Annotated in this window: 21 protein-coding genes and 1 tRNA gene; 14 read left to right on the forward strand and 8 right to left on the reverse strand. The window is 65.9% G+C overall.

Features of this window, described 5'->3' with window-relative positions; all coding sequences use genetic code 11:
* The first annotated feature begins 33 nt into the window (after positions 1-33).
* The 5 genes from FJZ36_04975 to FJZ36_04995 are packed head-to-tail and all read left to right on the forward strand — an operon-like array spanning position 34 to position 7,596.
* The gene (locus FJZ36_04975) at positions 34-3,492 is read left to right on the forward strand and encodes a nitrate oxidoreductase subunit alpha (protein ID MBM3214248.1); all 3,459 of its coding nucleotides are present in this window, start codon (positions 34-36) and stop codon (positions 3,490-3,492) included.
* Between the two features lie 49 nt (positions 3,493-3,541).
* On the forward strand, positions 3,542-3,916 hold the full coding sequence (locus FJZ36_04980; GenBank protein ID MBM3214249.1) for a hypothetical protein: 375 nt from the start codon (positions 3,542-3,544) through the stop codon (positions 3,914-3,916).
* Between the two features lie 11 nt (positions 3,917-3,927).
* Entirely contained in the window at positions 3,928-5,196 is a 1,269-nt protein-coding gene (locus FJZ36_04985) for a nitrate oxidoreductase subunit beta (protein ID MBM3214250.1), read from the forward strand.
* A gap of 28 nt (positions 5,197-5,224) precedes the next feature.
* The gene (locus tag FJZ36_04990; protein MBM3214251.1) at positions 5,225-6,010 is read left to right on the forward strand and encodes a hypothetical protein; all 786 of its coding nucleotides are present in this window, start codon (positions 5,225-5,227) and stop codon (positions 6,008-6,010) included.
* A complete protein-coding gene (locus FJZ36_04995; GenBank protein MBM3214252.1) occupies positions 6,007-7,596 on the forward strand; it encodes a c-type cytochrome in 1,590 nt (529 codons plus the stop codon). Before FJZ36_04990 ends, FJZ36_04995 begins: the two co-directional genes overlap by 4 nt.
* Positions 7,597-7,672: 76 nt before the next feature.
* Here FJZ36_04995 and FJZ36_05000 read toward each other — a convergent pair whose 3' ends face one another.
* The 3 genes from FJZ36_05000 to FJZ36_05010 are packed head-to-tail and all read right to left on the reverse strand — an operon-like array spanning position 7,673 to position 10,137.
* On the reverse strand, positions 7,673-8,581 hold the full coding sequence (locus FJZ36_05000) for an aldo/keto reductase (GenBank protein MBM3214253.1): 909 nt from the start codon (positions 8,579-8,581) through the stop codon (positions 7,673-7,675).
* Between the two features lie 34 nt (positions 8,582-8,615).
* Complete coding sequence (locus FJZ36_05005; protein MBM3214254.1) at positions 8,616-9,434, reverse strand: phytanoyl-CoA dioxygenase family protein; 819 nt, start codon at positions 9,432-9,434, stop codon at positions 8,616-8,618.
* Between the two features lie 40 nt (positions 9,435-9,474).
* Positions 9,475-10,137 (reverse strand): ThuA domain-containing protein, encoded by a 663-nt coding sequence (locus FJZ36_05010; GenBank protein MBM3214255.1) that lies wholly within the window; start codon positions 10,135-10,137, stop codon positions 9,475-9,477.
* 287 nt (positions 10,138-10,424) lie between these two features.
* Between FJZ36_05010 and FJZ36_05015 the strand changes: the two genes are divergently transcribed.
* From FJZ36_05015 to FJZ36_05025, 3 genes are all read left to right on the forward strand, one after another.
* The gene (locus FJZ36_05015) at positions 10,425-11,822 is read left to right on the forward strand and encodes a sialate O-acetylesterase (protein MBM3214256.1); all 1,398 of its coding nucleotides are present in this window, start codon (positions 10,425-10,427) and stop codon (positions 11,820-11,822) included.
* A gap of 5 nt (positions 11,823-11,827) precedes the next feature.
* On the forward strand, positions 11,828-12,616 hold the full coding sequence (locus tag FJZ36_05020) for a phytanoyl-CoA dioxygenase family protein (GenBank protein ID MBM3214257.1): 789 nt from the start codon (positions 11,828-11,830) through the stop codon (positions 12,614-12,616).
* A gap of 79 nt (positions 12,617-12,695) precedes the next feature.
* Positions 12,696-12,785, forward strand: a tRNA-Ser gene (locus FJZ36_05025).
* Here the strand turns inward: FJZ36_05025 and FJZ36_05030 are convergent.
* Positions 12,786-13,037, reverse strand: a complete 252-nt coding sequence (locus FJZ36_05030) for a hypothetical protein (GenBank protein MBM3214258.1) — start codon at positions 13,035-13,037, stop codon at positions 12,786-12,788.
* On the opposite strand from FJZ36_05030, the gene FJZ36_05035 reads away from it, so the two are divergent.
* Positions 13,017-13,406 (forward strand): hypothetical protein, encoded by a 390-nt coding sequence (locus FJZ36_05035; GenBank protein MBM3214259.1) that lies wholly within the window; start codon positions 13,017-13,019, stop codon positions 13,404-13,406. The genes FJZ36_05030 and FJZ36_05035 overlap by 21 nt on opposite strands.
* Before the next feature lie 188 nt (positions 13,407-13,594).
* Here FJZ36_05035 and FJZ36_05040 read toward each other — a convergent pair whose 3' ends face one another.
* Complete coding sequence (locus FJZ36_05040; GenBank protein MBM3214260.1) at positions 13,595-14,284, reverse strand: pentapeptide repeat-containing protein; 690 nt, start codon at positions 14,282-14,284, stop codon at positions 13,595-13,597.
* Between the two features lie 15 nt (positions 14,285-14,299).
* Between FJZ36_05040 and FJZ36_05045 the strand changes: the two genes are divergently transcribed.
* Positions 14,300-15,469: a hypothetical protein gene (locus tag FJZ36_05045; protein ID MBM3214261.1), complete on the forward strand. Its 1,170-nt coding sequence runs from the start codon at positions 14,300-14,302 to the stop codon at positions 15,467-15,469.
* Positions 15,466-16,650, forward strand: a complete 1,185-nt coding sequence (locus FJZ36_05050; GenBank protein ID MBM3214262.1) for a hypothetical protein — start codon at positions 15,466-15,468, stop codon at positions 16,648-16,650. Before FJZ36_05045 ends, FJZ36_05050 begins: the two co-directional genes overlap by 4 nt.
* On the opposite strand, the gene FJZ36_05055 is transcribed toward FJZ36_05050, so the two are convergent.
* Both FJZ36_05055 and FJZ36_05060 read right to left on the reverse strand, forming a co-directional pair.
* Positions 16,647-18,443 (reverse strand): DUF4838 domain-containing protein, encoded by a 1,797-nt coding sequence (locus FJZ36_05055; protein MBM3214263.1) that lies wholly within the window; start codon positions 18,441-18,443, stop codon positions 16,647-16,649. The two genes, FJZ36_05050 and FJZ36_05055, sit on opposite strands and share 4 nt — an antisense overlap.
* Positions 18,367-19,422, reverse strand: a complete 1,056-nt coding sequence (locus FJZ36_05060) for a Gfo/Idh/MocA family oxidoreductase (GenBank protein MBM3214264.1) — start codon at positions 19,420-19,422, stop codon at positions 18,367-18,369. Before FJZ36_05060 ends, FJZ36_05055 begins: the two co-directional genes overlap by 77 nt.
* Positions 19,423-19,536: 114 nt before the next feature.
* On the opposite strand from FJZ36_05060, the gene FJZ36_05065 reads away from it, so the two are divergent.
* Genes FJZ36_05065 through FJZ36_05075 form a run of 3 tightly spaced genes read left to right on the forward strand, consistent with a single transcriptional unit; the run spans position 19,537 to position 21,946 of the window.
* Positions 19,537-20,841, forward strand: coding sequence for a hypothetical protein (locus FJZ36_05065; protein MBM3214265.1), 1,305 nt, complete (start codon positions 19,537-19,539; stop codon positions 20,839-20,841).
* Positions 20,842-20,870: 29 nt separating this feature from the next.
* Positions 20,871-21,077, forward strand: coding sequence for a hypothetical protein (locus FJZ36_05070; GenBank protein MBM3214266.1), 207 nt, complete (start codon positions 20,871-20,873; stop codon positions 21,075-21,077).
* Positions 21,078-21,109: 32 nt separating this feature from the next.
* Positions 21,110-21,946, forward strand: coding sequence for a hypothetical protein (locus FJZ36_05075; GenBank protein ID MBM3214267.1), 837 nt, complete (start codon positions 21,110-21,112; stop codon positions 21,944-21,946).
* A gap of 113 nt (positions 21,947-22,059) precedes the next feature.
* Here FJZ36_05075 and FJZ36_05080 read toward each other — a convergent pair.
* The coding region (locus FJZ36_05080; protein MBM3214268.1) for a T9SS type A sorting domain-containing protein at positions 22,060-22,809 on the reverse strand (750 nt) is incomplete at its 5' end.

The following is a 22,809-nucleotide window of genomic DNA, read 5'->3' on the forward strand; positions in this document are numbered from 1 at the left end:
CGCCGTCGCGGGCCCAACTCTGAGGAGAGCAACATGGCGATCACTCGCCGCAGGTTCCTGCAAGCCGCCGGGGTCGTCGGCGGAACGACGCTCATCGGCGAGATCGGATGCCGCACACGGCGGCTCAAGTCCGTCGTGTCGGTCGATAACCCGCTCGACGTCTACCCGAACCGTGGATGGGAGACGATCTACCGCGACCAGTACGCGTATGACCGCAGCTTCGCGTGGGTCTGCTCGCCCAACTGCACGCACCAGTGCCGGCTGCTCGCGTTCGAGCGGAACGGCGTCGTAACGCGCATCGAGCAGAACTACGACATCGGCAGGTACTCGGACCTGTACGGGAACCAGGCGACCGTGAATTGGAACCCGCGCGGCTGCAACAAGGGATACACGTTCCATCGTCGCCTCTACGGACCCTACCGCCTGCGCTACCCGATCGTGCGCAAGGGATGGAAGCAGTGGGCGGACGATGGGTTCCCGTACCTGACCGATGCCAACCGGTCCAAGTACAAGTTCGACGCGCGCGGCTCGGACACCTTCACGCGCATCTCGTGGGACGAGACGTTCGACTATATCGCCAAGGGTCTCACGAGCATCTCCAAGACGTACAGCGGACCCGAAGGCGCGAAGCGGCTCGCGGAGCAGGGCTACGAACCCGAGATGATCGAGGACATGGGCGGCGCGGGAACGCGGACGCTCAAGTTCCGTGGCGGCATGGGGCTGCTGGGGGTCATCGGGAAATACGGCATGTATCGCCTGTCCAATTCGATGGCGCTCGTGGACGCCAAGATACGGGGCGTCGGCGAGGAAAAGGCGCGCGGCGGCAGGAACTGGTCGAACTACACCTGGCATGGCGACCAAGCGCCGGGACATCCGTGGGTGCATGGGCTCCAGACGAGCGATACCGACTTCAACGACCTGCGCTCGTCCAAGCTCATCATCATGTCGGGCAAGAACCTCGTCGAGAACAAGATGGCGGACGCGCACTTCTTCATCGAGTGCATGGAGCGCGGCGCGAAGATCGTCGTCATCAGCCCGGAGTACGGCGCGCCGTCCACCAAGGCGGACTACTGGATTCCGATCCGCCCCAACAGCGATACGGCGCTCTTCCTGGGCATCACGAAGTGGCTCATCGACAACAAGCGCTATGACGCCGACTTCGTGAAGCAGTTCACCGACTTCCCGCTGCTCGTCCGCACGGACAACCTGAAGCGCCTCAAGCCGCAGGACATTGTCGCCGGGTACAAGAACCAGAACATCTCGTCGGGACCCAGTTACAAACACCACGGTCTGAAGGACGAGCTCCGCGATAAGATCGGCGACTTCGTCGTTTGGGACGGCAAGACGAACAAACCGGTGGCGATCACGCGGGACGATGTCGGCAAGACCCTGGTGTCGAAGGGCGTCGATCCCGTCCTCGAAGGGAAGTTCACGGTCAAGACCGTGGACGGCAAGTCCGTCGAGGTGATGACGCTGTTCGAGATGTACAAGACCCACCTGCGGGACTACGACCTCGACGCCGTCGAAGAGATCACGCGTGCGCCCAAGGACCTTGTCCTGCGGCTCTGCGAAGACATCGCGACGACGAAGCCGTTCGCGATTCACCAGGGAGAGGGGATCAACCACTGGTTCCACGCGACGCTGGCGAACCGAGCTGCCTATCTGCCGGCGATGCTGACCGGCAATGTCGGGCGCAAGGGCGCGGGCGTCCACACGTGGGCTGGGAACTACAAGGCGGCGTTGTTCCAGGGTTCCGCTTGGTCTGGACCCGGGTTCAAGGGATGGGTCGCGGAGGACCCGTTCCATTTGACGCTTGACGGCACGGTGCATGGCAAGGAGATCAAGGCGCACGGCTTCACCAAGGACGAGGAGCCGGCGTACTGGAACCACGGCGACCGTCCGCTGATCGTCAAGACGCCCAAGTACGGGCGCAAGGTCTTCACCGGCAAGAGCCACATGCCGACGCCGACGAAGGCGATGGTGTTCAGCAACGTGAACCTCATCAACAACGCCAAGCATGCCTACGACATGCTCAAGAACGTGAACCCGAAGGTCGAGATGATCGTGTCGGTCGATATCCAGATGACCGCCTCGGTCGAATACGCCGACTTCGGGCTTCCCGCCAACTCGTGGGTCGAGTTCGAGGGGAAGGAGATCACGGCGGCGTGTCAGAACCCCTTCCTCCAGATTTGGGGCGGCAAGGACAACGCGATTCCGCCGCTGTTCGACAGCAAGGACGACGTGGAGGTTCTCGCCGGAATCGGACGCGCCCTCGCCAAGGTCAACGGCGATCAACGTCTGGCGGACATGTGGAAGTTCGTCAACGACGGGAACCGCGACGTCTATATCCAGCGCTTGCTGGACACCTGCACGACGACGGCGGGCTACCAGCTCGCGGACGTCATGTCGGGCAAGTACGGCGAGCCGGGCGCGGCGCTGATGCTCTTCCGCACCTACCCGCGCATCCCGTTCTGGGAGCAGGTCGAGGACAATCTGCCCTTCTACACGGATCACGGGCGGCTCGCGGCGTACAGCGACCTCGACGAAGCCATCGAGTATGGCGAGAACTTCATCGTCCATCGGGAGGGTCCCGAAGGCACGCCGTACCTGCCCAACGTCATCGTCAGCTCGAGCCCCTACATCCGTCCTGACGACTACGGAATCCCGGCGAGCGCGATGCACTGGGACGAGCGCACCGTCCGCAACCTCAAGATGCCGTGGAGCCGAGTCAAGACGAGCAAGAACCCGCTGTGGGATCGGGGATACCAGTTCTTCTGCCTCACGCCCAAGACGCGCCACCGCGTCCACTCGTCGTGGAGCGACACGGACTGGCATCTGATCTGGGACTCCAACTTCGGCGACCCGTACCGCATGGACAAGCGCATGCCGGGCGTCGGGGAACACCAGCTCCATATGAACCCCCAGGCGGCGAAGGACCTGGGCATCGAGGACGGAGACTACGTCTACGTCGACTCGAACGCGGCGGACCGTCCCTACAGGAACTGGGACCCGTCAGACCCGTTCTACAAGGTCGCGCGGTTGATGCTCCGCGCGCGGTACAACCACGCCTATCCGTACAACGTCGTCATGATGAAGCACGCGCCGTACATCGCCACGGAGCGGAGCGTCAAGGCGCACGAGACGCGGAAGGACGGCAGGGCGCTGTCCGAAGACACCGGCTATCAGTCGAACCTGCGGTACGGCTCGCAGCAGAGCGTGACCCGCAACTGGCACATGCCGATGCACCAGACGGACACGCTCTTCCACAAGTCGAAGGCGTTCATGGGATTCATGCTGGGTGGTGAGGCGGACAACCACGCGATCAACACGGTGCCCAAGGAGACGCTCGTCAAGGTCGTCAAAGCCGAGGACGGCGGGCTGGGCGGCAAGGGCATCTGGAACCCCAAGAAGACGGGATTCGCACCGGAGACCGAGGATGAGCACATGCTGAAGTACCTCGCCGGCACGCTGGTCGACGTGAGGAAATCGTAGCTCGCGGGCGGGCCCGCACGGGCCCGCCGGCACTCAGGGAGTCGCATCGATGCCCAAAGATGAAGTCGCCCTCACCGATCCGATGGAGCTCTCCGGGATGCTCGGGCCCGCGATGACGCCCGAGGACATCGCGGAGATGACCCGCTGCATCGTGGACGAGTACGTCCGCATGGGGCTCGACGATGCGGAGGTCTACGAGCTCTTCAGCGATCCGAACTATCCGGTCACGCACGCCATCCTGCGGAGCCACGGCGAAGGCTACGTGCGAGAGGCGATCGCGGAGATACGGGCGCGTTGGGGAGGCGTCTGGCGGTTCCGCACCGAGATGGAGCCCGGCGCCGACGAGATCGAGGATGACATCGACGCGCTGCTCGAAGACGAGTACATCCCCGCCAGCACGATCAGCAAGTTCGACTGGGCGTAGAGGAGAACCACATGCCACAGGTCTACAACTGGCAGCTCGGCAGGGAGATGAGCTATCCCTACGAAGCTCGCCATCCGCAATGGCAGTTCGCGTTCGTCTTCAACATCAACCGGTGTCTCGGCTGCCAGACGTGCACCGTCGCGTGCAAGTCCACATGGACCTTCTCCAAGGGGCAGGAATACATGTGGTGGAACAACGTTGAGACGAAGCCCTACGGCGGCTATCCGCAGTTCTGGGATGTCAAGGCGCTCCGACTGCTCGAAGACGCCAACCCCGGCGGGCAGACGTGGACGGAGAAGGCGGGCGACGCGAAGGCTCCCTACGGAACGTACGACGGCATCACGCTCTTCGAGGGAGCCGAACGGCGCTTCGGGGACGACGGTTCCCGCCGCGTGCTGGGATACATGCCCGCCGACGATGAATGGACCGCTCCGAACATCTACGAGGACACGCCCAAGGGCGAGAAGGGCGTGCGGAACCAATTCCGCCACGGCTCGGCGATGCTGCCGTCGCACGATACGTGGTTCTTCTACCTGCAGCGGCTGTGCAACCACTGCTCCTATCCGGCGTGTCTCGCCGCCTGCCCGCGCAAGGCGATCTACAAGCGGCAGGAGGACGGGATCGTCCTCATCGACCAGAATCGCTGCCGTGGCTACAAGAAGTGCGTCGAAGCCTGCCCATACAAGAAGTCGCTCTACCGAGGCACGACGCGCGTGTCGGAGAAGTGCGTCGGCTGCTACCCGCGCGTCGAGGGGAAGGACCCGATGTCCGAAGGTGCGCCGATGGAGACGCGCTGCATGGCGGCGTGCATCGGCAAGATCCGGATGCAGGGCTTGGTCGCGGTGAACGAGGACGGGAGTTGGACCGAGGACAAGTCGAACCCGCTCTACTACATGGTGAAGGTCGCCAAGGTCGCCCTCCCGCTCTATCCGCAGTTCGGGACGGAGCCGAACGGCTACTACATCCCGCCGCGCTGGGTTCCTCGTCCCTACCTGCGGCAGATGTTCGGGCCCGGCGTCGATCAGGCGATCGAGCAGTACACGGCTCCATCGCGCGAACTGCTCGCCATCATGCAGTTGTTCCGCGTCTCGCGCCGGATCATCTTCAAGTACGAGATCGAAGAGGGCGAGAAGGTCTACGAGACGACGATCAACGGCAAGCCGTGGGCGATGTACAACGACACGGTCATCGGATTCGGCAAGGACGGCAAGGAGATCGTCCGCACGACGGTCGAGGAACCGCTCCACGTCCGTCCCGACAAGCACGCGAACGCGATCTAGGAGCGCCAGAGCGCACGGAGGCGGGTCGATGACAGTTGCCGACCGGATCGCGACAAACATGGCGCGAAGCCAGATCCATCGCTACCTTGCGGACGCGTTCGACTACCCGGATGCCGAGCTCGCCGAATCGGTCCGCTCCGGTCGGCTGCAGCAAGGGATCGCCGGCGCTGCGGCGCAGTTGCCGGAGATCAAAGGCGAGGACCCCGCCGCCGAAGCGGCGTGTCTCGAGGCGGTCGCGTGGCTCACGTCCCACGCGGGCGAGATCACGCTAGATCGCCTCGACACGGAGTACGGCGCGGTGTTCGGGCACGCGCTCTCGCGGGACTGCCCGCAGTATGAGACGGAGTATGTCGGTGAGCACATCTTCTACCAGTCGCAGGAGCTGGCGGACATCTCCGGGTTCTACCGGGCGTATGAGCTGGACGTGTCGGAGACGGCTCACGAACGTCTCGACCATGTGAGCGTCGAGCTGGAGTGGATGCACGTGGTCGCAGCGCGCGAGGCGTACGCGCTCCAGGAGGGGAAGTCGGAACAGGCGGAAGTGTGCCGCGACTCACAGCGACAGTTTGTCGAGGCGCACATCGGTCGATGGGGTTCCTACTTCGCGCGGCTGGTCGCCTCCGCTGCGCCGGACACCGTGTATCGTCGGTTCGCGGATGTTCTGCAGTGGTTTTTGGAATATGAGACTCGATCTCTAAACGCGTCACCGGAGCAGGTCGTTGCCATTCGCCCCGTCGAGACCTTCGACGAGGAGGCAGAGGCGGCGCGCGCGCCGGGTTCTGACGTCCAGTGGGTAGGAGACATGACACGATGAAGCGCGGAGTATGGATGTACGTCATCCCGGCGGTGTTGTTCGTCGCCGTTGCCGCCGGCGCGGTGTGGCTCCTGCGCAATCGACCGCAGGGGGACCAAGGGGCGAAGGGTCCGCTGACGGCGGCGCAGAAGCTCTACAACCGGGAGTGCCTGGTCTGCCACGGACCGACGGGCGAGGGGAACGGGCAGGCAGCCTACCTGCTCTATCCCAAGCCGCGAGACTTCACCAAGGGGTGGTTCAAGGTCCGGTCGACGCCTTCGGGTCAGTTGCCGACCGACGCAGACCTGCTCGCCGTGCTGAAGCGCGGCATGCCGGGATCGGCGATGCCCAGCTTCGCGCACCTGTCCGACGAAGAGCTGAACCTGCTCGTCAGCGTCGTGAAGGGGTTCGCGCCGGCGTTCGCGGAGCGTCAGCCGACGGAGGGCATCGCGCCCCCGGCTCCGCTGCCTCAGACGCCTGAGAACATCGCGCGCGGCAAAGAGGTCTACGCCCAGATGCAGTGCGCCGCCTGCCACGGCGAGATGGGCAGAGCCGACGGCTTGTCGTCCGCGATGCTCACGGACGACTGGGGTCTGCAGATCAAGGCGAACGACTTCACGCGCGGCATCTACAAGGGCGGCGGGCGCGACGAGGACATCTATCTCCGGTTCCGCACCGGTATGACCGGAACGCCCATGCCGTCCTATGAGGGACTGCTGCCGGACAACGACATCTACGCGGTCGTGCAGTACGTGAAGTCGCTCGCGGGGGATGTGCCGGAGGCTGTGCAGCCCCAGCAGGCGTCGTTGACGGCGGCGAAGGTCGCCGGAGCGGTTCCCGAAGATCCGCTGAGCCCGGCGTGGGGTTCCGCGCCATCGACGTCGTTGCCGCTGATGCTGCTTTATCAGCGTCGCGAATCGTCGGCGCACGTTGACGTCAAGGCGGTTCACAACGGCAAGGAAGTCGCCATCCTGATGGAGTGGAGTGACGCTGCCGTGAACGCCGAAACGATCCGGCCGCAGGACTTCAGCGACGGCGGCGGCGTGCAGTTCGCGTTGAGATCCGACGTGTCGCTGGAATCCCTGACGATGGGAGCCGCGACCACGCCGGTCAACATCTGGTACTGGCGCGCGAGCCGACAGATGGACCTGGTGGCGTACGCCGACGTCGAGGCGGTCTACCCGAACGTAGCCCCGGATGGGTACCTTCAGGCGAAGCCGTTCGACCCGAAGGAAGACGAGAGCAAGCGGCATGACATTCCTGCTGCCGCGAGCTACGACAAGACCTATCTGACGGCGCTGGCGGCAGGGAACCCCGTGTCGAACCCGACGCGGACGGTTCCGATGGAAGACCTCAACGCAGAGGGATTCGGTTCGCTCACGACGCAGCCCGACGCGAGCCAAAACGTCCGTGGCGCGGGCGTCTGGGACAACGGCAAGTGGAAGGTTGTGTTCGTTCGCCCGTTGGCTTCGCCGGATCAGACCGATGCCAAGCTGACGGCTGGCAAACAGGTTCCGGTCGCCTTCGCTGTGTGGGACGGCGGACAAGGCGACCGTAACGGTCAGAAGTCCGTGACCAACTGGAATCTTCTGACACTCGCCCCTTAGGGCGTGTAAGCACGAGGACGTCCCGCCGAGTTTTGCAGGCTCGGCGGGACTTTTCGCTTCAGACAGCGAACCATCGCTACCGGAGTTCGAGCCAAGCGAGCTCTTCCGGCGTGAGCTCGACCTTCTCGGCTTCGAGGCACGACGACAGCTCGTCGCGGTTCGCGGGACCAATGAGCGCAATCGCCGGGAAGTCCTGATCCAGAACCCACGCGAGGGCGATCTGGATCGCCGACACCCCCTTCCTCCGACCGAGTTCCTCGGCGCGTCGCAGCTTCTCGAAGTTCTCGTCCGAGTAGTAGACGCGCACCATGTTCGCGTCGGACGGGTCGTCGGGGCGGAACCGACCGCTGAAGAACCCCCTCGCCTGCGACGACCAGGAGAAGAGCGGCATCTGCGAGCGGCGGTACCAATCGCGGTCCTCCTCGGTGACCCAGATGCAGCCGCGCCACATCGCGTCCTTCGCCGTCGCCAGGCTCAGATGGGGGCTGGAACCTGCCATGCCCATCAACCCGTGGCTCTTGGCGTAGTCGTTCGCCGCTTGGAGCCGGTCGGTTCCCCAGTTGGAGCCGCCGAACGCGCGGATCCGACCCGCGCGCACCTCGGCGTTGAGGACGTCGACGATCTCGCCGGCGGGAACCTGGGGATTGTCGCGGTGGAGCATCCACAGGTCGATGTAGTCGGAACCGAGCCGTTCCAGGTTGCCCGCGATGGCTTTGGGAATGGCTTCGGGCGTCACCTTCTCCGTCGCGTCGAGCGCTTTATCGAGCACGACGATATCGACTCGGTTCCCACGGCTGCGAATCCACTCGCCGACGGGACGCTCGGAGCCATAGACCTCCGCCGTGTCGAGCAGGTTCCCTCCCGCCGCGACGAAGGCGTCCAGCATGTCGTCCGTGAAGGACTGCTCCGCGCGGGAGAAGACCATGGTGCCCATGCACAGCCGCGACACGTGCCGGTTCAGTTCCGGGATGGGGATCGTCTTCACGCAGACTCCATCTTCTCACCCATGCCTGTCCGACTCACGTCGCCTTCAGTCGCGGACGCGCCAGAGACTTGAGGCGCGCCAGCGCGGCGGCTTCTTCGTCGATCCACGGGCGATGGGCAGGCTGGCTCCGCTTCTGCGGAGGGGCGTTGAACACGTTGATATAGGCGCGTCGGGCATGGTCGGTCGCGTTCGGGGCGGCGTAGTGGAGCGTCCGGCAGTGGTGGAACGTCGCGCCGCCGGGGTCGAGTGGGCATGCGACCGCCTCCGACGGATCGACATCGTCCGTGACGAGCCCGTGGACGGTCGGGTCATTGTCGATGTGCCGATGGACGCGCACCTCCCTTGCCAGATGTGACCGTGGGATGAACTGCAGGCATCCGCTATCGACCGTCGCCGGGTCGAGGGACATCCAGACGCTGAGCCCGTGATGGAGAACCTGGGGTCCCCAATAGGCTTCGTCTTGGTGCCAGGGCGTCGCGCTCCCGTACCGAGCGGGCTTGAGGATCATGTGTCCACCGCCGTTCACTTGATCGAGCGGCATGCCCAGCAGCTTCGCGGCGATGGTTCGTCCGTTGCGGAAGTAAGCCGTCTCGCGGAGCTCCGGGAACGTGCGCTCGGGTCCGAGCACTTGCGGAAGCGTCTCGCGTCCGTCGTGGGCGCGGGGCCCTGCGAGGTCAAAGTAGGCTCCCTGCTCCTCGCCCGTGCGATTCCCGAAGAGCTCGTCGTAGATGCCCTTGAGCCAGCCCACTTCCTCGTCGGACGTGATGCGCTCGATGCGCAGGTATCCCTCTTCGCGGAAGAACGCTATCTGATGGTCCGTGACGTCCGCGACGAAATCGGGCGTCGGTCGCACGTCGCTCCTCCTCCGTTGTCACCCGTGCTGTTCGCGCCGGTTAGGCGAGCCTGCCAGCCCACTTGAGGCATCCGACGATGTGTTCGCGGAACCAGGGCTTGTACCAGAGCTCGTCGGGATGACCCAGCCCCGTGTAGATGACACGCCCCTTGCCGTAGTCATGGCACCAGCCGAGGGCGTAGTCGTGGTCGGGGCGGTTGCCCTTGGACAGATCGACTGACGCGTTGTCGAGCCGCATCAGGACGTGCGTCTTCTTCCGATCCCAGTTCTTGAACGTGTAGATCTCGTCGACGACCTTGAAGGACGATCCGAGGGGCTTCGTCGCCGGATGGTTCGGGTCCTCGACGATGACGTTCACTTCCTGGTGCCACGGATGCCCGGCGAAGTATCCGCCGACCATCTCGCCGTACTCAGCCCATTCGTAGAATGTGTCCGTGGCGTTGTGGATGCCGACGAACCCCTTGCCGCCGCGCACGAAGTCGAGAAGCGCGCGCTTCTGCACGTCCGTGATCGGGAGCGTTCCCGTCGTGGCAAACGCGAGGACGTCGACGTTCGCCAGGTTGTCCGCCGTGATTCCGTCGCAGCGGTGCGTCGTGCGGACGCGCCATCCGTTCGTCTTGCCGATCTCCTTGAACGTGACTTCCGCGTCGGGCAGGTAGGTGTGCTCGAATCCGCCGGAGTAGCGCACCATCAGGATATTCATGCAGGGACTCCCTTCGGGTACGGTACAGTATGGCGAGTCTCCGTCATCCGTCAAGAGAGCCGTCGAGAGGCGTTGGTCGTTCGCTTGTGCTGCAGAGGCGCATGGCAAGATGAGTTCATGCAGTAGTCCTGCCACCTTGCGCCCAGAGAGGGATTTCTGTATTCACGTGCCCCGCGACGACCACACGATGAGGAGACAACATGCTGCGCCGGGGAGCTTGGGTGAGGACGGTTGGGGTGCTGGCCGGGATCGGTGTTGCCGCCTGGATCGGCGGCGAGTCGGTGGCGATGGGGGCTGCACTGGTCGGGTTCCTTCTGCTCGCGGCGACGCCGCGTGAAGCGCAGGCGGATGTCAAGCTGGCATCCGTGTTCAGCGACGGAATGGTGTTGCAGCGCGACCGGACGCTGGCGGTCTGGGGCACGGCGGACGCCGGGGAATCGGTCAGCGTCTCTTTGGCTGGAAATCAGGCGCAAACGGCAGCCGACGGCGACGGCGCGTGGTCGGTGCATCTGCCGGCGGCTGCAGCCGGCGGACCCCACGAGCTCGTCGCCAAGGGCAAGAACGCCATCACACTCAAGGACGTCCTGGTGGGCGAGGTGTGGGTCTGCTCGGGTCAGTCGAACATGCAGTGGCCCCTCTCGGAGTCTCTCAACGCCGCTGAGGAGATCGCTGCCGCCGACCATCCGACGATTCGGCTGCTCCAGGTTCCCGCGACCATCTCCGACGAACCGCTTGCGAACCTGTCGATGCGATGGCAGCCGTGCTCGCCCTCGACGATCCCCAACTTCTCGGCCGTCGGGTACTTCTTCGGCAGGAAGCTGAACGAGGACTTAGGCGTGCCGGTGGGGCTCATCAACTCGTCGTGGGGCGGGACGTGCTCCGAGGCATGGACGAGTCGGGAGTCCCTCGCACCCGAGTTCCCGGCGCTGTTGGCGCGGCAGCACGGGCTCGATGACCCCAACAAACCGACGGTTCTCTTCAACGGGATGGTCTCGCCGCTGCTGCCGCTCACCGTGCGCGGCGCGATCTGGTATCAGGGCGAGTCGAACGCGGATCGGGGCTACCAATACCGGTCGCTGTTCCGCACGCTCATCCGCGACTGGCGGCATGCCTGGGGCGACCCGGACTTCGCGTTCTTCTTCGTCCAACTGGCGAACTTCGGAGAACCCTTGGCGGAACCCGGTGATAACCACTGGGCGGAGCTCCGCGAGGCGCAACTCATGGCGTTGGCGGAACCGAGGACCGGCATGGCGGTCGCCATCGACATTGGCGAGGCGAACGACATCCACCCGCGCAACAAGCAGGACGTTGGCAAGCGTCTGGCGCTGTCTGCGCTCGCGGGCATCTACGGCAGGGATGTCGTCAGTTCGGGTCCCCTCTACGACGGCTGCATCGTCGAGCAGGGCAAGGCGCGGGTCCGGTTCCAGCATGTGGACGGCGGACTCAAGACGAGCGACGGCAAGGCTCTGCGCGGCTTCGCCATCGCCAGCGAGGATCGCCGGTTCGTCTGGGCGGACGCCGTGATCGACGGCAATGCGGTCGTGGTCAGCAGTCCGGACGTCGCACACCCGGCGGCAGTGCGCTACGGCTGGCATCACAACCCGGACGTGAACCTCGTCAACAGCGCTGGGCTGCCTGCATCGCCGTTCCGCACCGACGATTGGCATGGACTCTCGCCACGGTAACGAGCATGGCTGGTCTATCAACTCAGGAACGCGCCGGCTTCCGCGAACGCGGGTTCGTGGTCGTCCGGCGCGCCTTGTCTCCCGACCGGATCGCCACGTACCGATGCGCGGCGGATCGCGCCGTGGCGATGGCTCGCGCCGGGCTCTATGCCCGCGTGCGCTGGACGGACGCGGGGCGCACCGACTTCGCGGGCGTCAACGACGTTCTCTATCCCGACGCTCGCTCAGCGGGCTTCATCGACTCGCTGTCGGATCCGTCGATCATGGGACCCGTCGCCGACCTGGTGGACGGCAGCGTGCGATACCGCATCTGTACGCTGCTGGTGAACAGCATCCGCTATTCGTACGCCATCGGGTGGCATCGCGATCTGCCGCCGCCTCCGGGCGTCGATGAGATCGAGCACTTGGAGCGCACGAGCGGGATCGTCCAGCTCAACGGCGCGCTCGTGGATGATACGTCTCTGTGGATCGTGCCCGGGAGTCATCGGAGAGAGGCAACCGACTCGGAGCGCGTCGCGATGTCGAGCCGCGACCATTCGCTGCTGCCCGGAGAGATGCAGGTCGTTCTGAACGCTGGCGACGTCGCGTTCTACAACCCGTGCCTGATCCATCGGGCGGCGAACCGTCCCGGAAGGCTCCGGCGGACGCTCCACTACGCGTTCGAGTCGTCCGCGATGGACTCGGTGGCTCCGGCGGTTCAGCCGTGGATCGACGCCGCGTTCGTGGACTCGCTGCCCGAACCGGCGCGTCCGATGTTCCACCGGTGGTTCGAGCTGATGCGGTCGCGCGGATGACCGCCCAATGCGGCTTGACAACTCGCCTGGCGGGGTCTATGCTTCCTCACGCCAGCAGGCATGCCTGCCGCCCGAATGCGGAGAGATGCGGGAGCGGCTGATCCGGCGTGACTGGAAATCACGTGTGGGGGCAACCTCACCGAGGGTTCGAATCCCTCTCTCTCCGCCATCAGAACTTCTTCCGCGCCACGATGACCTGACGCCGCGCCGTGTGATCGTACGGCGTTCCCGACAGATGCCCATACGCTTCCGCCTCGGCGAACCCGCAGTCGAGCGCCAGGTCTTTGAGCTCCTTCGCCGAATAGAGCCGATGCCCCAGGTCGTAGTCCGACCGCTTGCCGTCGCGGATGATCGACCACGTGTTCTCGATCCACGACCAGTCCTGGCAGACGCGCCGCTCTTGGAGCAGGACGACCGGCACGCCATCGGTTGTCGTCTGCTCCCAGTCGCGCCGACGCTGAATCGGCTCACGTCCGTCGCCGTCGCGCACTCGGAGCCGGTTCCCGATCGCGCGAAGCCGCTCGCGGCGGAGTCGTATCTCAAGTCGGTCGAAGGCGTCGAGTGGGTCGCGGGATTCCTCAAGGACGAGGCGGGAGCCGAGTACCTCTACATCGTCAACCGGAACCTGCGCGCGTCGGCGGCTCTGACGCAGGAGTTCGATGGGAGTGTGCGAGGTGTCGAAGCCGTTTCGCGCGGGAACGCGAGCGATGCGGCGGTGTCATTCGCGGGCGGACGCGCGACGGCGACGCTGGCGGCCGGAGACGCGGTTCTCCTGCGCGTCGCGCGTTGACGCAGCGCGTCACGACCACTCATCGGTGAGACGGATAGCTAGTGGTCAGTTACTTTGGAGACGTCGTCTTCCCCCCACCTCAATCCTCCCCCACGCTTCGCGGGGGAGGAGGCTATGTCCCCTCCCCCTTGCATGGAGGAGGGTTAGGGTGGGGGTTGGACAAACCGACAATTCACTGTCACTGACCACTAGAACCGCCGGAACTGGGCGTTAGGCTTCCTGTCGACGCGCCGGGCGCGTTCGTCGATGCGCCAGTAGACCATCCCCGCCTCGAACGGATCGAGCGTCTCCGGCAGGATGGTGTAGGCGTCGAAGACGGCTCCCGTGAGGTCCGTCTGGGTCAGGTCCGTTTCGCGAAGGTCAGCCCGTTGGAGAAACGCTCCGCGCAGGTCGGTTCCCTTGAGCCGGGCGTCTTGCAGGCGCGCCATGCGGAGGTCCGCCTGGGACAGGTCAGCGCCTTCGAGCTTCGCGCCGCGCAGATCGGCTCCGAACAGGTTGGCGCGGTAGACCTGAGCGCCGGTGAGGTCGGCTTCGCCCAGGTCGGTTCGGTAGAAGCTGGCGTATTCGAGCGTCGCCCCCGCCAGATTTGCGCCGTGCAGATTGGATCGTGACAAGACGACGTTCGAGAGATCGGCTCCAGCGAGCTTGGTGTCGGGAGCCGACGTGCGACGCATGACATCGCCCGGAAGCACGCGCCGCTTCCCCGCCACGGTCGTTGCCGCGCATCCTGCCGATACTCCAACGGCGACGATGAGTGCGCCGATCACGAAGCTGCGCATCGTCGAACCCTCCTGAACCTGCGGTGATTCCTGCGGCGGACTTGACGGGTTCCCAAAGCCCTGCGATGCTCGGGGCGCGTTTCCGACCAGCCGGCACATCCCGAGGAGCCGTGGATGCCCCAGGGCGATCTGTTTCCCAGCGAAGCCTCGCCGACCCGCGATGACGTAACGGGCGTCGTCGTCTGGCAGATGACGCGCCAGGCGTCCGTCCACCACAACCTCTACTTCCTGACACCCTCGATGACGCCGGACAGCCGCCACGTCGTCTTTACATCATACCGTACGGGGGAACCCAACTTCTTCATGGCGCGGTTCCCCGACGGCGATCTCGTCCAGTTGACAGACGAATCGGGCATCCACGGATACTCGGGAACGCTCTCCGATGACGGGCTGACGCTCTACTACACCTGCGGATCGCGCGTGCGAGCCCTCGACATCGTGACGTTGGGAACGCGCACGCTCGCCGACTACGACGGCGGACAGCTCGGCGAATGCAGCCTGAACGCCGATGGGTCGCTGATCGTGACCGCGATGAAGCGCGACGGACGCGCCCGGATCGCTGTCACCCGCACCGACGGCTCCGGCGGCGATGTCATCCACGAGTCCCCGCGCACGATCATCCATCCGCAGTTCCACCCGACCGATCCGACGCTCATCGAGTACGCCGGCGATCCCGCGCCGCGCATGTGGATAATCCGCGCCGACGGCTCCGAGAACACCCTCCTGTGGGAGCACGACAACGACGAGTTCCTCGTCCATGAGACGTTCCTGCCGGGAACCGACGACCTGATCGTCGTCCGGTGGCACTACGCCCTCCAGCGGTTCTCGCTGAGAACGCGGCAGATGAGCGCCATCGCGGCGTTCAACGCGTGGCACATCGCCCCGACACGCGATGGGCGGTTCGTTCTCTGCGACACGGCGCACCCCGACATCGGGCTGCAGATCGTCCACGTCGGGACGGGCGAGCGGCGGACGCTCTGCCACCCGCGAAGCTCCAACGGCGGAACCCAGTGGCGCAAGAACCGGTACGCGCTCGCGGAAGACTTCGCCGCCGCGTCGAAGGCGGTCGCGGACGAGCGGGGCAGAAGCCTGTCGTGGATGGAGATGAAGATCGAGCCGGTCTACGGGCCCCAGTGGTCGCATCCGCACCCGTCGTTCTCGACGGACGAACACTACGTCGTCTTCACGTCGGATCGGACGGGTCAGGCGCAAGTCTACATCGCGGGGATACCCGACGGCTTCTTCGAGGCACTGGCTCGCACGGCAGAAGGAGATCGCCAATGATTCGCGCTGCATTGGCGCTCGCGGTACTCGTCGTGCCGTGTGCGATGGCATCTGAGACGATCGTCCGCGACCGGAACGCGCTCCAGGCTGCCGTCGCGTCCGCGAAGCCCGGCGACCGCATCCTCATCGCGCCGGGAACCTATGAAGGCGGGCTCTACTTTCGCGGCGTGACCGGCGAGCCTGGGAACCGCATCGTCATCGCCGCGCTGGACTCGACGAACCCGCCGGTGTTCGACGGCGGGGGACAGGCGATGCACATCGCCGGAGCGTCGCATCTGGAGCTCCGCGACCTCGTCTCGGCGAACATGACCGGCAACGGCTGGAACCTCGACGACGGCGGGAACTTCGGTTCCGCGCGCGATATCGTCCTGAGCGGCATCCGCGTCCGCGACGTAGGGCCCGAAGGCAACCGGGATGGCATCAAGCTGTCGGGACTGAACGGCTTCGTCGTCGAGAACTGCGTCGTCGAACGGTGGGGAACCGGCGGGTCGGGGATCGACATGGTGGGCTGCCACAACGGTTTGATAGCCGGCTGCCGTTTCGAGACGACGCCGACGCAGACGAGCGAGGGCGTCCAGATGAAGGGCGGAACCGCCGATGTCGTCGTTCGCGGGAACCGGTTCGTCAACGCGGGAAGGGGCGTGAACATCGGAGGAAGCACGGGCTTGGAGTTCTTCCGTCCGGCGCTGAATCTCGACGGGAGCATGGAGAACTCCGAGGCGCGCGCGATCGTCGTCGAGGGCAACACGTTCATCGGGAGCGGTGCGGCGGTCGCGTTCGTGGGTGTCGACAGGGCGGTCGTGCGATACAACACGATCTACCGCCCGGGTCGGTGGGCGCTTCGCATCCTACAAGAGAACCGCAGCGAGACGTTCGTGCCGTCGCGGAACGGCGTGTTCGAGCGCAACCTGATCGCCTTCCGGTCGGACGCTTGGGCGTCGAGCGGGGTCAACATCGGACCGAACACGGCTCCGGAGACGTTCCGGTTCGCGTCGAACTGGTGGTACTGCCTCGATGCCCCGGCAAGGAGCCACCCCGACCTGCCGACGGAGGAGGCACACGGGACGTACGGTGTCGATCCGGCGCTCGCGGACCCGGAAGCCGGCGATTTCGCGCCGAAGGCAGGAAGCCCCGCTGCCGGGGTCGGGGCTCACGCGCTGCCGTCGAAAGCGACGCCCTAACTCGCGGGTAAGCCGACCCGCTCACGCAGAGCCGGGAACGCGTCCTCGACGCTCTGGTGCTCCGAGACGCGCGTCATGCCGTGCTTCCCGCACAGGGCGATGTAGTCGAGAACCAACTGCTTCAGCTCGTCGCCTTCGAGCCCGCCCGCGTCGATCAACGCCCGATACGCGGCGATGGAGCCCTTCTCGACGCGCATCCGCGCGTCGTCGCTGTCGGCTTCCCCCAGCGCCGACGCCCACAGGTCGAACGCCCGTCGCGCCGTCTCGGGATTCAGCCCGACGTCCTCCGGCTTCGGGAAGCAGCCCGGATGCACGCCCTTCGATCCTGCGTTGTCGTGGAGCCAGTTCACGTACTCCAGGACGCGGTCCGCCGCCGCGCCGTAGTGGAGCCGCACGAACTCCTCGCACACCGCGCGGTCGTCCAGCGACGGGTTCCACAGCATCCGCGAGATGAGGTGGTTCCGCAGGTCGCACATCTCGCCGGAGCGCCCGTTTCCGTTCGCCTGCATGAAGATGCCCTTCGCGCCGTTCCGCAGGAAGTAGCGCACGTTGGGTCCGATGCTCCGCAGATTCGGGAAGGGCAGGTCGTAGAACCGGAAGTTCGTGTTGTAGTTCCAGACCCAGATGTCGTCGCTCACCTCGCCCCACTCCGCCATGTCGCGGCAGAACGCGCGGTTCGTCTCGCAATCGGGATCGTCGATGGCGTGGAGCGTGCAGCACTCGATCGAGCAGAGCTGAATCTGGACATTGTGCTGGGGACGCATCGTCTTGGGGCGTTGGCGCGTGTACCAGTAGGCGAGCGTTCCCACCTTCGCGTCGGGATGGCGCTCCTCGATGAGCTCCGCGACGGCGTTCACGAACTGGAGGTTCGAGCCCATCGGCGTTCCCTCCCGCTCGTTGACCGCCTCGCACGCCTCGCAGTGGCAGTAGCGGTTCGTGTCCGCCTGGCTGACGCTCACGTTCTTGATGCCCGGATGCGAATCGAGATACGCGATGGCGGAACCGGCGGCGATCCGCACGATGTCGGGGTTCGTCACGCAGAGCTGGGGTCCGCCGCCGTGCGTCTCCGTATCGCGTTTCCCGTCCACGACCGCGTAGTACTCCGGGTGCGACTCGCCGTACTGGTCGTAGGGAACCAGCCAATGGAACGAGTGGTTGATGAGCTGCTGGCGGACTCTCCCGCCGAGTCGCGGTTCGTCGCTCACGGTGTTCACGCGCAGCCGCGCGGCGAACGCCGGTTCGTCCGAGTTCTCCCGGTAGTAGCTCCACCGGAACGCGAAGGGCGTCGCGTAGGCGTGTTCCCCGCACGGAATCGACACGCCCGACGCGTCCGGGATGTGCTCGTGATCGACCGTCAGGAACCGCACGCCCAGGTACTGCTCAGCGAACTCGTAGACCGCGTAGAGGACGCCGCGCGGCAAGCCGCCCGCCAGGACGATCGCGTCCGGCGCGACCTGGAGGCGCACGCCCTCCTCGCCCAGCGATGCGTCCTCCGACCCGTGGACGCGTATCTGCCGGCTCGACTCCGGCGCGTTTTGCCGAACCTCCAGCCGCAAGCCAGCCGACGCTTCGAGCAGACGCTGAAGCTCCTCGGCGGCGTAGGTCTCCGACGGCGACGCGTCCTTCCGCGTGCAGATCGTCCAGCCGCGCAGCTCCGCGACCGGAATCGAACGGTTATCTGCGCTCACGCGATGTCTCCTCTCTGCGAGTGTCGCTCTACGCCGTGACGGTGATGATGCCGCGCTCTCGCCGTAGGACGGCGTCGTAGAACCGCATCGTGCCGACGCAGTCACGAATGCTGGCGACCGGCTCCCTGCCCTCGCGGATCGCGGTCGCGAACTCCGTCAGGCTGAACCCGTCGCCGGTGAGCTCCCCGTTGCGCTGGTCGGAGTAGTTGTCTGTGAACCGGTTCCCGTCCTGCGTGTAGTGCTCGATTGCCCAGAGCCCGTCGAGGACGAGGTACTCGCCTTCGCCGGTGATCTCGATCCGGTCGTAGTTCCGGCTCCAAAGGCGCTGGCTGTTGAGCTGCATCGTCCCGACCGCGCCGTTGACGTACTCGACGGCGCACGCGAACGATCCCTGCCCGTTGATGTCGTTGTGGAACGTGGAGACCGTGGCGACCTCGCCGACCAGATGGCGCGCCAGGTCGAAGTGGTGGATGGCGAAGTCGAGCAGGTAGGTTTCCAGCGACGGGTACTTGCCGCTGCAGAACGAGAAGTGCGCCTGGGAGATCTTCCCGAAGGTCGGTGTTGCCATGACCTTGCGGGCTTCGCGCGCTCCGAGGCTGAATCGCCGCTGGAAGTTCACCATGAGCGTCTTGCCCGTGCGCGCCGACGCCTCGGCGAGTTCCTCCGTCTCCGCCAGCGACGGAGCCGGCGGCTTCGGCGTGATGACGTGGAACCCAGCTTCGAGCGCGTCGCGGACGAGCCCTTGCCGCGCGGCGGGCCCCATCGAGATGATGAGCGCCTCGATGTCCTCCGCCTCGACCATCTTCCGCCAGTCGGTGTACCACCTGCCCGACCCGAACTTCCCGGCGGCGGCGCGCGCACGGGCTTCGTCCATGTCCGCCACCGCCTGCAGCAGAACCGGAGCCATGTGGAGCGCGGGGTAGATCGTGTGGCGGGCGAATCCGCCGGCTCCGATGGATCCAACGCGGAGCGGGTCCATATCTGCCTCCTCGTCGCGTGCGTCGGTATCCGGTCGTTCCGGTCGCCTAGCATACGCGGGATCGACGCCGGAGTGAAACCGCCTGCAGCGCCACGCGTCCTCCATCCGTCGCTCCCGCGAGCACGGGAATGACGAGTGGAGGAGCGCTTGACAGGAGGCGCGCCGTCACGTCCAATGCCTCACGGGGCCGGCTCGCACGATCAGGAGAGGAGACCCACGATGGCAGCACCCGTCAGTATCGGCATTGCGCGCGCGGACATCACGCCGCCCGTCGGCATCCCGATGGTCGGATTCGCTGGGCGCGGCGTCTCGACCGCCGTCCACGACCCCCTGCTGGCGACCGTCCTCGTCGCCTCGACGGACGACCGCACGCTGGTTCTCGTGACCAACGACCTACTCCAAGTGCGCGGCGAAACCGTCTGCGAGTACCGCGCCGCCATCGCCGCGACGACCGGGGCCGCCCCGGCGGACATCGCGATCTCCTGCGCCCACAACCACTACGGGCCCGACGTGGACCGCTCCGAGTCGCCGCTCGTGTCGACGTACCGCGAGCACGTCAAGCACGTCCTGGCGGGCGTCGCCTCCGAAGCGATGAGTCGGCGCGTTCCTGCCCGCATAGGGCTCGCGTGGGGCTCCTCCGACATCGGCATCAACCGGCGGGAACGTCGCCCGGACGGGGTCATCATCCTCGGCAACAACCCGGACGGTCCCGTCGACCGCGAGGTCGGGCTCGCCCGCATCGAGGACATGGACGGCAAGCCCATCGCCTGCCTGGCGAACTTCGCCTGTCATCCCGTCTGCCAGGGCGGTGGGCAGCGCGAGCTCTCCGCCGACTTCGTCGGTTCCGCCCGAGGCGTGTTCGAGCGGATCGCGGGCGTGCCGTTGCTCTACGTGCAGGGAGCCAGCGGCAACATCAACCCGATCCGCATGGAACCGACCTACGAACCGGCGCGCAGCCTCGGCGTGCGGCTCGGATGCGAGATCACGCGGCTCTGGGAGACCGCCAAGACGGAATCCATCGACGGACTCGACGCCGCGTCGCGCACCATCGACCTGCCGCGCTACCGCTACGGCTCCGAGGAACAGGCGCGCCAACTCCTCGACGAGCTCGACGCCCAAATCGCCCGAATGGAAGCCCAGGGCGGTTCCGAAGGCTCTCTCTGGTGGGCGAAGCTGCGACGCCAGCGCGCCAACGACGCCGTCGAAAGCTGGGCGGGAACGCGCGCCCTCGAACCGGTGTCCGCCGAGATGCAGGCGCTGCGGATCGGCTCCTTGACGATGGCGACGGCTCCTGCCGAGGTGTTCAACGAGAACGCGACGCTCGTCAAGCGCGAGTCGCCGACGCCCGGCGCGACCTTCTTCTCCGGCTACACGAACGGGTCGGTCGGCTACATCCCCACCCGACCCGCCTACGACGAGGGCGGCTACGAAGTGACCCACGCCTGCCAGGTCGATCCCGACGCCGGCGACCTGATGAACGAGGCGTCGCTGGAACTCCTGCGCCAAGTCGCCGCGTCTGTGTAGGCGGATCGGCGCGAGGAAGGAGCGGACACATGGGCTTTACCGGCATTCCCGTTCCGAAGGAACCGGTGCGCGTCGCCGTCGTCGGGGCGGGCAGCAGGGCGCGCGGGCAATCTCTGCCACTCTACCCGCACCTGGCGCCGTGGATCGCGCCGGTCGCGGACGCGCTCCGGCGGCAGTACGGCGTCGATCCGATGGACGTGGATGGCATGCTGTTGGTCAACTACGCGAAGCCGTGATCGCTCTACTTGAACCGGTGAAGGAACCACCCGTGAGCGTTCTGCCCACCGTCCCACTGGGACCCCATCGCATCAGCCGCCTCGTCATCGGCGACAACCCCATCTACGGCTACTCGCACTTCAACCAACTCCTGTCGCAGCACCAGAGCGGGTTCCACTCGACGGAGCAGGTCATCGCGACGCTCAAACGGTGCGAGGAGGTCGGCATCACGGCTTGGCAGAACACGGTCACCGACCGGTCGCTGTCCGACCTCCGCGCCTACCGCGAGGCAGGCGGAACGATCCAGTGGCTCTGCCTCAGCACGGGTCGGTGGTATGACGACCCATCAGGCATCGCCGAGGTCGCTGCGCACGGGCCCATCGGGATGGCTCCGCACGGAGGCGGCGTCGCGGATCGCTGCTTCCGCGAGAACCGGTTGGGTCATCTGCGCGACATCCTCAAGCGGATCCGTGACACGGGAACGCTCGTCGGACTCTCGACGCACGATCCGCGCCTGCTCGAAACCGTCGAGTCGGAAGCGTGGGACATCGACTACTACATGACGGCGCTCTACAACCTGCGGGGCGGGAGGGAGGAGTTCGAGCAGCGGTTCGGCTACGCGCCGCTGGGAGAGATCTACCTGCGCGAGGACCGCGACCGGATGCTCGCCCTGATGCGGCAAACGTCGAAGCCGTGCATGGCGTTCAAGGTGCTGGCGGCGGGGCGTCTCATCGGTTCGCGCGACCAGATTCGCAGCGAGTTCGCCTACGCGCTCAAGAACTCGAAGCCGACGGATTCGCTGTTGATCGGGATGTATCAGCAGTTCGGGAACCAGGTCGGGGAGAACGCGGCGGCGGTCGCAGACATCTGTCGCGAGCTGAGCGGCTGACGAGAGGCACGACCATGGGGCGGGTTTTAGACCCGCCCCGCTCTTCCGGCGCAACTACCAGCATGCCGTAGGGACGACTCGACGAGTCGCCCCTACCTAACACAGCGCTCCGGCTACTTGTGGATGACCATCCTCCGCGTCTCGCGGAAGGAGCCCGCGCGGAGCTCGTAGAAGTACACCCCGCTCGCGACCCGCTCCCCGAGCTCGTTCCGACCGTCCCAGTACGCCGCCTCTGCTCGCGACGTGTAGTAGCCCGAATCCCGGTAGCCCACGTCGAGCTTGCGAACGAGAGCCCCCGCCACGTCGTAGACGTTCACCGTGACGGCGGAACTCTCCTTGAGCTCGAAGGGAATCCACGTCTCCGGGTTGAAGGGATTGGGGTAGTTCGCCATCAGGCGGCTTCGGGACGGCGGCGTGAAGGTCAGACGCGCCGTGAAGATGTGCTTCCCGGCGTCGAGGCGCATCGACCCATCGCGGCTGAGGTCATGGCGTTCATCGCCCAACTCGACGATGATCCGGTAGCCCTGCGGAAGCGTCTGAGCCGTCCAGCGGAGCGTTCCCGCTTCCGCCAGGTTCGCCGAGAGCTCCCACGTCGCCTCGCGCTGATTCGACGGCAGGATGCTGCGGCTCATCCGCTCGACCGGATCGTCCGTCTTGGCGAAGAACTCGGAGTAGCTGCGAATCGGCGGAGCCGGAGGCAGACCCACGTCGTAGGCGTCGAAGCCCACCTGCGCCTTGGAGCCGCTCCCGAGCTCGACCGTCTTGAGCGCCCCGCTGTCGAGCGAGATGGTCAACGGCGCGACCCAATCCGGCGACGGAGCCGCGCGCTGGACGATCGCCGGAGCCGTCGGCGTTTGGCTGAT

Source organism: Candidatus Poribacteria bacterium (assembly GCA_016866785.1).
Taxonomy (GTDB): Bacteria; Poribacteria; WGA-4E.